Below are 9,897 nucleotides of genomic sequence, written 5' to 3' on the forward strand. Positions count from 1 at the left end.
CACGGCTGTGGCCTTCACCGATCGGCTCGCTGAAGCAGGGATTCAACCCAGTATCGGTTCTGTCGGCGATAGCTACGATAACGCCCTCGCTGAGACGATCAACGGGCTGTATAAAACCGAGCTGATCAAACCGGGCAAGCCCTGGCGCAACCTCGAAGAGATCGAGATCGCGACGGCTGAATGGGTTGATTGGTACAACCACCATCGCCTCTACGAGCACTGCGGAGACATCCCACCGGCAGAACTCGAAGCAGCATATTACGATGAAATCATCAGCCAACAATCCGTTGAGCTGACCGTTTGAGAAACCCTCCGGACACACCGGGGCGATTCAGTGACTGGTTTGGCTGGTCTGGGTAGCCAAGCATGAAAGGACATCGTTGTTCTACTCCATTGGCATAAATCTACAGAGAACTAGGTAATTACCTAGTTCTCTGTAGATTTAGATCATGACGCTGTTTTTCTTACCAAAATCAATGATTCTGAGTGCTTTAACGTAAGGCCCCTGCAGTATTAGGTTGGTCTTGGTGATAGACACCCGTACCCCGGTTGTAGAACCACCGAGACCCTTGGCCGGAAGGAGAGTCAACAGCCACGATTCGATATCCCCATTCGCCGAGGGGCGTGGCCTTGGGGCTTCCTGACCCGCGGGGGTCGATGAGATAGAGCGGCCCGGGGTAATAGTCCCCTGAGCCTGCGACGACGGCGAAGGTGCCATCGGCCAGGGGAGCCATGGATGCCCCTGGTGCTTCCCACATCCGGCCGATATTAGTGCTGCTCAGGATGCTGAAAGGCTTTCCATTCAGGCCCGGGTCGATAGTGAGAAAGGTGAAACCGGTCATAGCGTAGAGTCGACCGTCGGCACCGAATTTGAGGTCGCTGACGAGTTTTCTGGGCGCCGCGATCGCTTGAGCCTGGCCAGTATTGACGTTGTAGCGCACGATGGCTGCTGCAGGTTCGGTGGAGGGGTTATCCGGGGGCGCGGCATTGGTGCCGTAGTAGATCCAGCCCCCGGTTCTCGTCAGATCCTGGTCTGCTATGACGGAGACTCCCATGTGGCTGAGTCGGATGCCGTTGCTGTCTTTCAGCGGTACCTGATTGGTGATTTTCTTGGCTGCGGTGTCGTAGAAGGTGAGGACCCCGGTGATGTTGTTCCGGGATCCGAAAGAGCCGATGGCGGCTTGGCCGTTGCCGAGGTCGGCGATGGCGACGGGCCGGGCTTGGTTGTTGCCGATGACGCGCTCGCTGGTGGTGATGGTGGGATTGCAGTCAGCAGTGGGACGGTCGATCTGATATTCGCAGGTGATGGGTTTAGCTGGGTCGATCTGAGAGATCGTGCCATTTTGAGGATAAATGCCGGCGAGAAGCTGATCGCCCACGGACCTGAGGCCCTCCACTTGAGGTGCCCCGCCGAGCGGGTCGCGCCATGGGCGCAAGGTCAGATCCTTGGTTTGGCCGGTCTTGGGGTCAATCTGACGGATGTAGTGACCAAAGTATGAGGTGCTGGCGAACAAGCCAGAATTACCCGGCCCTACAGCCAGCCGGGAGATCTCCCTGCGTCCGCTGTTGATGATGACGGCGCCGCTAGGGGATATGGAGGCGATTCGTTTTGCGGTTCCTTGATTGGCTTGATTGGGGGACTGAGGTTTTGCCGCGAGGACGATATCGCTTCCGCCGGGATACCAGGTAGCGCAGATATGGCCGGGCACTAGCCAGCACGAGGAAATAGGGAGGGCACCCAGCGCATTTTGGTCAGGCATCTGCTGGGCGGGGTAGGTTCCCCAGACGGTTTCTGTGCCCTTCGACCCGGCAGCGGGGTCGAAGATTCTCAGGGAGTCGCCCCCGGGGCCTTTATAGATAACGCTGGCAGTACTGTACCCCATGTTCGTTGCGACGGGGCTGGTGACCCAAGCCATATCTTTGAGCTGGCGGATCCAGTTGAGAGTGACTTTCCCGTCTTTGTCTTTGCCGAGCTTGTAAATGTGGGTGCCTACTTTGATGCTGTTGTTGCCTTGGTAGGAGAGGTAGAGGTAATCGCCCATGACGCGGACTTGGGTGATTCGCTCGGCTTTACCTGATTGTCCGGGTTGCGCGACACCGATGGTTTCCATTTCGCGCCATTGGCCGTTTTCATAGACGCTGAGGGTAGCTTTCGTGTCGCCGCTGCCGGCAAAGATCACCCCGTTCCAGGAGCTGGCCCCATAGACATGGGTATTTTCTGGCACTGGCGCTCCGTACTTCGTCCAGCGCTCTTGATCACTGCACTGTGTGTAGGTGCAGACATATTTGAGTTTCACGACCTGGCCACTGCCTCGATTAGTGGCATTGCGATAGTCCGGAGAGCGAGTGCCGATGATGACGTCAGGCCCTGCGTCATACATGTTCAGGATGGATGAGGCGGTTCCTGCGGGCATGCCGAGATTAGTGATGCGGAGATTATTCGGATTGACGTTGACGAGTTCGCCCAGGGTCGTGCCGATGAGCACTTGGCGGCTGTCTTTCATGGTCAGAGTGGATTCCCCGGCGCGCTCGAGCTCGTCGTTGAACACCTCCTGGGCCAGGACGTTCTCGCTGCGATCAGCGCCTCCGTTCTGGCTGATATCGGTATCGATACCCGCGATGTTGACCATGCCGTTGGCGCTCATGGGCATGGTCACTCCGAGATGTTGAGTGGATTTCGTGTTTGAGTTCCAGCGACTTGTGAAGGAGTAGCTCAACGAACTCGGATTATTCGGCCCCGTCACGGGTGCCGACTCGGGCGCGTTGGCATCGACTTCTCCAGTAGGGGCAGTGGCTAGAGCAGGTGAAGCGTTTTGGGCTGATTCATAGCTGATTCCCACTGAACCCGAGAGTAAAGCGATCATGAGGATGCTGGTCATTGCGTGCGCGGAGTTCTTCGAAGTTCCTTCACGAGGCGCGTTCCGGGACAAACCTGGTGAATTGCTGTTCTCCGGGTAGGAGGCTTTAAGTCCGGCTACTCGGTAGCGTGATCCATGACTTAGACGCCATAATTGGCGTTTCCCGTGGGGATCGGTCATACTAGATGAGTTATTCAAAAGTTTCTTTCCGTCCCCACCCTGATCATAAGACGCGGGGGTGCTCAGAAGGAAATCCCAGAATAACCACCAAAATCCTCTGAATTTCGGCGCGTTTTGCGTAAAAAATCGCGACACGCCCGAGCGCGGGGGTCAGTGCCTTCGGAGAGTTGAGCGCCCCGGTTTGCCGGGTTCAGCCACTGGGGGCGGTTGCTGTGCTAGCGATAGTTCAGGCAACCGAAGGCAAGTTAACAGAGCAGCATGTCAGGAAGAGAGCCTCTAGCATGGCGGGACAGAAAATCCGCATCCGGCTGAAGTCGTATGACCACGAGGTCATTGACGTTTCCGCCCGGAAGATCGTTGAGACGGTCACCCGTGCAGGCGCCACGGTAGTCGGCCCAGTGCCGCTGCCAACGGAGAAGAACGTTTACTGCGTGATCCGTTCGCCGCATAAATACAAGGACAGCCGCGAGCACTTTGAGATGCGTACACACAAGCGGCTTATCGACATCATTGACCCCACGCCGAAGGCTGTCGACTCGCTGATGCGCCTCGATCTGCCTGCTGACGTGAACATCGAGATCAAGCTTTAGAGGGAGGTGCTGAGAGAACTATGACCGCGATTCGTTCAATTAAGGGAATCCTGGGCACGAAGCTCGGCATGACCCAGGTCTGGGATGAGAACAACAAGCTCATTCCCGTGACCGTCATCAAGGCCGACTCCAATGTCGTGACCCAGCTGCGCGATGCCGAGAAAGACGGCTACTCCGCAGTGCAGATTGGCTTCGGCCAGATCGACCCCCGCAAGGTGACCAAGCCGCTTGCCGGCCATTTCGAGAAGGCCGGAGTCTCTCCGCGCCGTCACGTTGCGGAGATCCGCACCAGCGAGGCCGGCAACTACGAGCTCGGCCAGGAACTCTCCGTGGAGCAGTTCGATGCAGGCCAGAAGGTCGATGTCATCGGCACCACCAAGGGGAAGGGCTTCGCCGGTGTCATGAAGCGTCACGGCTTCTCCGGTGTCGGCGCATCTCACGGTGCGCACCGTAACCACCGCAAGCCGGGTTCTATCGGCGGCGCGGCAACCCCCGGACGCGTTTTCAAGGGTCTGCGGATGGCAGGTCGGATGGGCGCAGTAAAGCACACCACGCTGAACCTCACGGTCCACGCCGTGGACGCAGGGAACTCGCTGCTGCTCATCAAGGGCGCCGTTCCCGGTGCCCGTGGTCAAGTCGTGCTCGTTCGGACCGCCGTCAAGGCTCCGGGCAACAGCGCAGCGAAGGGAGCATGAGCCCATGGCTAAGGCAACAACTAAGGGCAACACCGTGAAGGTCGATCTGCCCGCAGAGATCTTCGATGTGCAGACCAATGTGCCGCTGCTGCATCAGGTGGTTGTGGCACAGCTGGCTGCTGCACGTCAGGGAACGCACAAGACCAAGAGCCGGGGCGAGGTCTCCGGTGCCGGTCGCAAGCCGTTCAAGCAGAAAGGCACCGGCCGGGCTCGTCAGGGCTCGATTCGTGCTCCGCATATGACCGGCGGTGGCATCGTCCACGGACCGACCCCGCGCGACTACAGCCAGCGGACGCCCAAGAAGATGAAAGCCGCTGCGCTGCGCGGCGCGCTTTCGGACCGGGCCCGCAACGATCGCGTACACGTGATCAGCGAGCTGGTCTCCGGTACCGCGCCTTCGACCAAGGACGCCCAGGCGACGCTGCGGGCGCTTTCCGAGCGGAAGAACCTGCTGCTCGTCATCGAGCGGTCCAATGACGTCGCGGCGCTTTCGGCCCGCAACCTGCCCGATGTGCACGTGCTGTACGTCGATCAGCTGAACACCTATGACGTCCTGGTTTCCGATGACGTGATCTTCACCCAGCCCGCCTACGAGGCATTCGTCTCTGGCAAGGCTGCGAGCGAGGCCTTCGGCGCTGCTTCGGCTGTCGTCGAGGTGGAACCGGCGGAGGCCGAGGAGACTGCACAGACTGAGGAGGACGCGAAGTGAGCAACGTGAGCTCTGCGATCCATGCAAAAGATCCCCGCGACGTGGTGCTCGCACCCGTCGTGTCGGAGAAGAGCTACGGACTCATCGACGAAGGGAAGTACACCTTCCTCGTTGACCCGCGCTCCAACAAGACCGAGATCAAGTACGCCGTGGAGAAGATCTTCTCCGTCAAGGTGGACACGATCAACACCATCAACCGTGCCGGTAAGCGTAAGCGGACTCGTTTCGGGTGGGGGCAGCGCAAGAACACCAAGCGCGCCATCGTCACCCTTAAAGAGGGCACGATCGACATCTTCGGCGGTCCGCTTTCCTAAGCGGAGACCACTTTAACGAGGAAACATTATGGGAATCCGTAAATACAAGCCGACAACGCCGGGCCGCCGTGGCTCCAGTGTTGCCGACTTCGCAGAAATCACGCGGTCGACACCGGAGAAGTCACTGCTCCGCCCCTTGCATAAAACGGGTGGCCGCAACAACTCCGGCAAGATCACCACTCGGCACAAGGGCGGTGGACACAAGCGTCAGTACCGTCTGATCGACTTCCGTCGCCATGACAAGGATGGCATCAACGCCAAAGTCGCGGAGATCGAATACGATCCGAACCGTACCGCTCGTATCGCCCTTCTGCACTACGTGGATGGTACGAAGCGCTACATCGTGGCTCCGAACAAGCTCAAGCAGGGCGACTTCGTCGAGTCCGGCCCGAGCGCCGACATCAAGCCCGGCAACAACCTGCCGATGCGCAATATCCCCGTGGGTACTGTGCTGCACGCGGTTGAGCTGCGTCCCGGTGGCGGCGCGAAACTGGCCCGTTCAGCAGGTGCTTCGGTGCAGCTGGTGGCTAAAGAAGGCCGTTTCGCTCAGCTTCGCCTGCCCTCCGGTGAAATCCGGAACGTCGACGTGCGCTGCCGCGCCACGGTCGGCGAGGTCGGCAACGCCGAGCAGTCGAACATCAACTGGGGCAAGGCCGGCCGTCTGCGCTGGAAGGGCGTCCGCCCGACCGTCCGAGGTGTGGCCATGAACCCGGTGGATCACCCGCACGGTGGTGGTGAAGGCAAGACCTCCGGTGGTCGTCACCCGGTCAACCCGAACGGTAAGCCCGAGGGCCGCACTCGCCGGCCGAACAAAGAGAGCGACAAACTCATCGTGCGTCGCCGTCGTACTGGCAAGAACAAGCGATAGGAGCCTGGAGACATGCCACGTAGCCTGAAGAAGGGTCCTTTCGTTGACCAGCACCTCTTTGTGAAGGTCGCCAACGAGAACGAAAAGGGCACGAAAAACGTGATCAAGACCTGGTCTCGCAGGTCCATGATCGTCCCGGACATGCTCGGGCACACGATCGCCGTGCACGACGGCCGTAAGCACGTGCCGGTGTTCATCACTGAGTCGATGGTCGGGCACAAGCTGGGCGAATTCGCTCCCACGCGGACTTTCCGCGGCCATGTTAAGGATGACCGCAAGGGCAAGCGTCGCTAGGCTCCGGCTGAAGCAACGCAAGTTTTTACGGCATAGACGAGAGAAGGAAAGCAATGGAAGCCAAGGCCATTGCGCGGCATATCCGCGTAACGCCTATGAAGGCCCGGCGCGTCGTCAACCTGGTTCGTGGCAAGCAAGCGAATGAGGCTCTGGCGATTCTGAAGTTCGCTCCGCAGGCGGCTTCGGAACCGGTGTCCAAGGTTCTGCAGTCCGCGATGGCGAACGCCCGCGTGCTAGCTGACCGGGACAGTGTCGCCTTCGACGAAAGCGACCTTTACATCAGCGAGATTCGCGTTGATGAAGGACCGACTATGAAGCGGTTCCAGCCGCGTGCCCAGGGCCGCGCCTACCGCATCAATAAGCGCACCAGCCACATTACCGTGGTCGTTGCGACCCCGAGTGAGGAGGAGAACTAGTGGGACAGAAAGTCAACCCGCACGGGTTCCGCCTCGGTATCACCACCAACCATGTCTCGCACTGGTTCGCCGATTCCAATAAGGCCGGTCAGCGCTATAAGGATTTCGTCCGTGAGGATGTGAAGATCCGTCAGCTCATGTCTACGGGTATGGAGCGCGCAGGCATCGCCAAGGTTGAAATCGAGCGCACCCGTGACCGCGTCCGCGTGGACATCCACACTGCCCGCCCGGGCATCGTGATCGGCCGCCGTGGTGCAGAGGCTGATCGCATTCGCAACGAGCTCGAGAAGCTCACGGGCAAGCAGGTGCAGCTGAACATCCTCGAGGTGAAGAACCCCGAGGTCGACGCTCAGCTGGTAGCCCAGGGCATCGCCGAGCAGCTGACTTCGCGTGTGGCTTTCCGCCGCGCGATGAAGAAGGCCATCCAGTCCGCTCAGCGGGCCGGTGCTAAGGGCATCCGAGTGCAGTGCTCGGGACGTCTGGGCGGTGCTGAAATGAGCCGCTCGGAGTTCTACCGTGAAGGCCGTGTGCCCCTGCACACCCTGCGCGCGAACATCGACTACGGCTTCTTCGAGGCCAAGACCACCTTCGGCCGAATCGGTGTGAAGGTCTGGATCTACAAGGGCGATGTCACCGCTAAGGAACTCGCAGCTCAGGCTGCTGCCGCCCCGGCCCGTGGCCGTGGAAACCGTCGCGATGGCGATGACCGCCGTCCGCGTGGTGGTGGCCGCCGCAATGAGCGTCCGGCTGAGCGTGCAGACGCTCCGGCTGCTGAGGCTCCTGCGGTTGGCGCTGCCAGCACAGAAGGGAGTGAGGCTTAAATGCTGATCCCACGTCGGGTTAAGTACCGCAAGCAGCACCACCCGGGCCGTTCCGGTCAGGCGACCGGCGGCACTAAGGTGAACTTCGGTGAATTCGGTATCCAGGCGCTGTCTCCGGCGTATGTGACCAACCGTCAGATCGAATCCGCCCGTATTGCCATGACCCGTCACATCAAGCGTGGCGGTAAGGTCTGGATCAATATCTACCCGGATCGTCCGCTGACCAAGAAGCCTGCGGAAACCCGTATGGGTTCTGGTAAGGGTTCTCCGGAATGGTGGGTTGCCAACGTCAAGCCGGGGCGGGTTCTCTTCGAACTCTCCGGTGTCAACGAAGACGTGGCTCGTGAGGCTCTGCGCCTGGCGATCCACAAGCTGCCGCTGAAGGCGCGCATTATTCGTCGTGAAGGTGGTGAATAGCAGATGGCGATCGGAACTAAAAATCTAGCTATCGACAAGCTTGATACGTTCGACAACGAGCGGCTTGCTTCAGAACTTCGCAAGGCCAAGGAAGAGCTGTTCAACCTGCGCTTCCAGTCTGCCACCGGCCAGTTGGAGAATCACGGCCGACTGCGTGCAGTCAAGCGCGATATCGCCCGTATTTATACGGTGCTGCGGGAACGCGAATTAGGTATTCGCGTCGAAGCAGTTTCTGCGGTGATCGAAGAGAAGGCGGACAAGAAGAAGTCCTCCAAGAAGAAGGCTGAAGCTGCTGAGGCTGAGCCTGCCGATAGCACCGAGTCTGACAGTGCTGAGTCCAGCGAGGAGGCCGCTAAATGAGTGAAGTGAGCAAGGAGGCGACCCCGAGCGCTGAGAAGCAGGCCAGGGGTTACCGGAAGAGCCGAATCGGTTACGTGGTTTCTGACAAGATGCAGAAGACCATCGTGGTCGAGGTCGAAGACCGGGTGAAGCACTCCCTGTACGGCAAGGTCATGAAGCGGACCTCCAAGGTCAAGGCCCATGATGAGCAGGAGACAGCAGGTATCGGTGACCGCGTGCGGATCAGCGAGACTAGGCCGCTTTCAGCGACCAAGCGCTGGCGCCTCGTAGAGGTTGTGGAGAAAGCCAAATAAGAGGTACTGGCATCCACAGATCGTGTATAAGAAATGGTCCCGTTCCTGCTCAGGAACGGGACCATTTCTTATGAGTTTTGTACAATAAAAAATGTTATCGTTAACAAATTCCGCTATAGGTTTCTTCTGCTGTGACATCGGTGATCAGAGGCCCGGCGTCAGAGGAATTACCCGAGATGAACCGTAGTTCATCGTTTCCTTTTGCTTTAAAGTTGTAGGTGTAGTCTTTCCATTCAGCCGCATTGTTCCAACCGGCGATGCTGTTCGCTGGTGGGTTCGATGGTAGCTCGTAAGAAGTTGAAGCCGCTGTTCCCAGATCATATGTGTTTCGCGTTGTCGGATCTTGGCCGATTTGCAGATGCAGTGCTTGAACCATGTCTCTCGGAGTCCCGCTCCAGGTATCTCGAGAAGCTTTGAACTTCACGGTGACCGTTGAGCCGGAGCGAGTTGGCAAGTTCTGGCCAATGGCTCCGACGGAGCCGCCGTTGATGGCAAGTGCTTGCCCCTTATCAGGGGCTTGGGCGGTTCGCTGACCGTAGATGTTCACGGTACTCCAGTAATCGAAGCTGCGTTCGCTGCGGAGCACGTTCCAGCCTTGATAGCCGCTATCTATAGTCTGCTTTCCCAGCCAGCCTCCGGAGCCCTCAGGTCCGTGGTCTGTGTATGGCCGATCGCCGATATCAGGTGTACTGAAAGAACCGTTAGCTACGGGGAGCGGGTCTGTTACCTCGCATACATTACCTTCAGATACCAGGCTGAATCCGGTGAATAGTACACCTTTGGTATTTGCGAGGAGCCTTTGGGTCTGCCCCGGGTTTGGTTGACATCTGATCTGTGAGGATTCGTCCTCGCTGGAAGGATGTATCTCTTGCCCAAGCCCTATCCGAAAGAGTTCCGTGACGATGTCGTGGCTGTGGCCCGTAAAGCCCGGGCCCCGTTATCGCAGATTGCGAGAGACTTCGGGATTTCCGAAGCCTCGTTGTTCAACTGGCTGAAAAAAGCAAACATCGAAGACGGGCGCGTGCCGGGCCTGACCGAGGACGAGCGTAAGCAGCTCCGCGAGGCGAACAAGCGGATCCGAC

The 9,897-nt window shown here is 58.9% G+C and carries 15 protein-coding genes; 13 read left to right on the plus strand and 2 right to left on the minus strand.

The window, feature by feature from the left end:
• A partial coding sequence (locus tag C501_RS11940; RefSeq protein WP_018133702.1) for an integrase core domain-containing protein occupies positions 1 to 304 on the plus strand: 304 nt, incomplete at its 5' end.
• 187 nt (positions 305 to 491) lie between these two features.
• On the opposite strand, the gene C501_RS0100610 is transcribed toward C501_RS11940, so the two are convergent.
• The gene (locus C501_RS0100610) at positions 492 to 2,657 is read right to left on the minus strand and encodes an SMP-30/gluconolactonase/LRE family protein (protein ID WP_156807547.1); all 2,166 of its coding nucleotides are present in this window, start codon (positions 2,655 to 2,657) and stop codon (positions 492 to 494) included.
• Positions 2,658 to 3,319: 662 nt separating this feature from the next.
• Between C501_RS0100610 and rpsJ the strand changes: the two genes are divergently transcribed.
• The 11 genes from rpsJ to rpsQ are packed head-to-tail and all read left to right on the plus strand — an operon-like array spanning position 3,320 to position 8,815.
• Complete coding sequence (rpsJ, locus tag C501_RS0100615; protein ID WP_003803825.1) at positions 3,320 to 3,628, plus strand: 30S ribosomal protein S10; 309 nt, start codon at positions 3,320 to 3,322, stop codon at positions 3,626 to 3,628.
• A 20-nt stretch (positions 3,629 to 3,648) separates the two neighbouring features.
• The gene (gene rplC, locus C501_RS0100620; RefSeq protein WP_018133705.1) at positions 3,649 to 4,323 is read left to right on the plus strand and encodes a 50S ribosomal protein L3; all 675 of its coding nucleotides are present in this window, start codon (positions 3,649 to 3,651) and stop codon (positions 4,321 to 4,323) included.
• 4 nt (positions 4,324 to 4,327) lie between these two features.
• Positions 4,328 to 5,032, plus strand: a complete 705-nt coding sequence (gene rplD / locus C501_RS0100625) for a 50S ribosomal protein L4 (RefSeq protein WP_018133706.1) — start codon at positions 4,328 to 4,330, stop codon at positions 5,030 to 5,032.
• 17 nt (positions 5,033 to 5,049) lie between these two features.
• The gene (rplW, locus tag C501_RS0100630) at positions 5,050 to 5,346 is read left to right on the plus strand and encodes a 50S ribosomal protein L23 (protein ID WP_406566379.1); all 297 of its coding nucleotides are present in this window, start codon (positions 5,050 to 5,052) and stop codon (positions 5,344 to 5,346) included.
• Positions 5,347 to 5,374: 28 nt separating this feature from the next.
• On the plus strand, positions 5,375 to 6,214 hold the full coding sequence (rplB, locus tag C501_RS0100635; RefSeq protein WP_026174457.1) for a 50S ribosomal protein L2: 840 nt from the start codon (positions 5,375 to 5,377) through the stop codon (positions 6,212 to 6,214).
• A 12-nt stretch (positions 6,215 to 6,226) separates the two neighbouring features.
• Positions 6,227 to 6,508, plus strand: coding sequence for a 30S ribosomal protein S19 (gene rpsS / locus C501_RS0100640; RefSeq protein ID WP_018133709.1), 282 nt, complete (start codon positions 6,227 to 6,229; stop codon positions 6,506 to 6,508).
• Between the two features lie 53 nt (positions 6,509 to 6,561).
• Positions 6,562 to 6,924, plus strand: coding sequence for a 50S ribosomal protein L22 (gene rplV / locus C501_RS0100645; RefSeq protein ID WP_018133710.1), 363 nt, complete (start codon positions 6,562 to 6,564; stop codon positions 6,922 to 6,924).
• Positions 6,924 to 7,745, plus strand: coding sequence for a 30S ribosomal protein S3 (rpsC, locus tag C501_RS0100650; protein ID WP_018133711.1), 822 nt, complete (start codon positions 6,924 to 6,926; stop codon positions 7,743 to 7,745). The genes rplV and rpsC overlap by 1 nt, the downstream gene beginning before the upstream one ends.
• Entirely contained in the window at positions 7,746 to 8,162 is a 417-nt protein-coding gene (gene rplP / locus C501_RS0100655; RefSeq protein ID WP_018133712.1) for a 50S ribosomal protein L16, read from the plus strand.
• Between the two features lie 3 nt (positions 8,163 to 8,165).
• Positions 8,166 to 8,522, plus strand: coding sequence for a 50S ribosomal protein L29 (rpmC, locus tag C501_RS0100660; RefSeq protein ID WP_018133713.1), 357 nt, complete (start codon positions 8,166 to 8,168; stop codon positions 8,520 to 8,522).
• A complete protein-coding gene (gene rpsQ, locus C501_RS0100665; RefSeq protein ID WP_018133714.1) occupies positions 8,519 to 8,815 on the plus strand; it encodes a 30S ribosomal protein S17 in 297 nt (98 codons plus the stop codon). The genes rpmC and rpsQ overlap by 4 nt, the downstream gene beginning before the upstream one ends.
• Positions 8,816 to 8,915: 100 nt before the next feature.
• Here rpsQ and C501_RS0100670 read toward each other — a convergent pair whose 3' ends face one another.
• Positions 8,916 to 9,401 carry a hypothetical protein gene (locus C501_RS0100670; protein ID WP_018133715.1) on the minus strand — a complete coding sequence of 162 codons (486 nt, stop codon included), beginning with the start codon at positions 9,399 to 9,401 and terminating at the stop codon, positions 8,916 to 8,918.
• Between the two features lie 282 nt (positions 9,402 to 9,683).
• Here C501_RS0100670 and C501_RS14475 point away from each other — a divergent pair.
• A partial coding sequence (locus C501_RS14475) for a transposase (RefSeq protein WP_026174458.1) occupies positions 9,684 to 9,897 on the plus strand: 214 nt, incomplete at its 3' end.

It is taken from the genome of Acaricomes phytoseiuli DSM 14247 (assembly GCF_000376245.1).
GTDB lineage: Bacteria > Actinomycetota > Actinomycetes > Actinomycetales > Micrococcaceae > Renibacterium > Renibacterium phytoseiuli.

Excerpts from the sequence above, each read along its gene's own strand:
- rplB (WP_026174457.1), top strand. The coding sequence starts at position 5,375 with ATGGGAATCCGTAAATACAAGCCGACAACGCCGGGCCGCCGTGGCTCC.
- rpsQ (WP_018133714.1), top strand. The coding sequence starts at position 8,519 with ATGAGTGAAGTGAGCAAGGAGGCGACCCCGAGCGCTGAGAAGCAGGCC.
- rplV (WP_018133710.1), top strand. The coding sequence starts at position 6,562 with ATGGAAGCCAAGGCCATTGCGCGGCATATCCGCGTAACGCCTATGAAG.
- rplC (WP_018133705.1), top strand. The coding sequence starts at position 3,649 with ATGACCGCGATTCGTTCAATTAAGGGAATCCTGGGCACGAAGCTCGGC.
- rpsS (WP_018133709.1), top strand. The coding sequence starts at position 6,227 with ATGCCACGTAGCCTGAAGAAGGGTCCTTTCGTTGACCAGCACCTCTTT.
- rpmC (WP_018133713.1), top strand. The coding sequence starts at position 8,166 with ATGGCGATCGGAACTAAAAATCTAGCTATCGACAAGCTTGATACGTTC.
- rpsJ (WP_003803825.1), top strand. The coding sequence starts at position 3,320 with ATGGCGGGACAGAAAATCCGCATCCGGCTGAAGTCGTATGACCACGAG.
- rplD (WP_018133706.1), top strand. The coding sequence starts at position 4,328 with ATGGCTAAGGCAACAACTAAGGGCAACACCGTGAAGGTCGATCTGCCC.
- rplP (WP_018133712.1), top strand. The coding sequence starts at position 7,746 with ATGCTGATCCCACGTCGGGTTAAGTACCGCAAGCAGCACCACCCGGGC.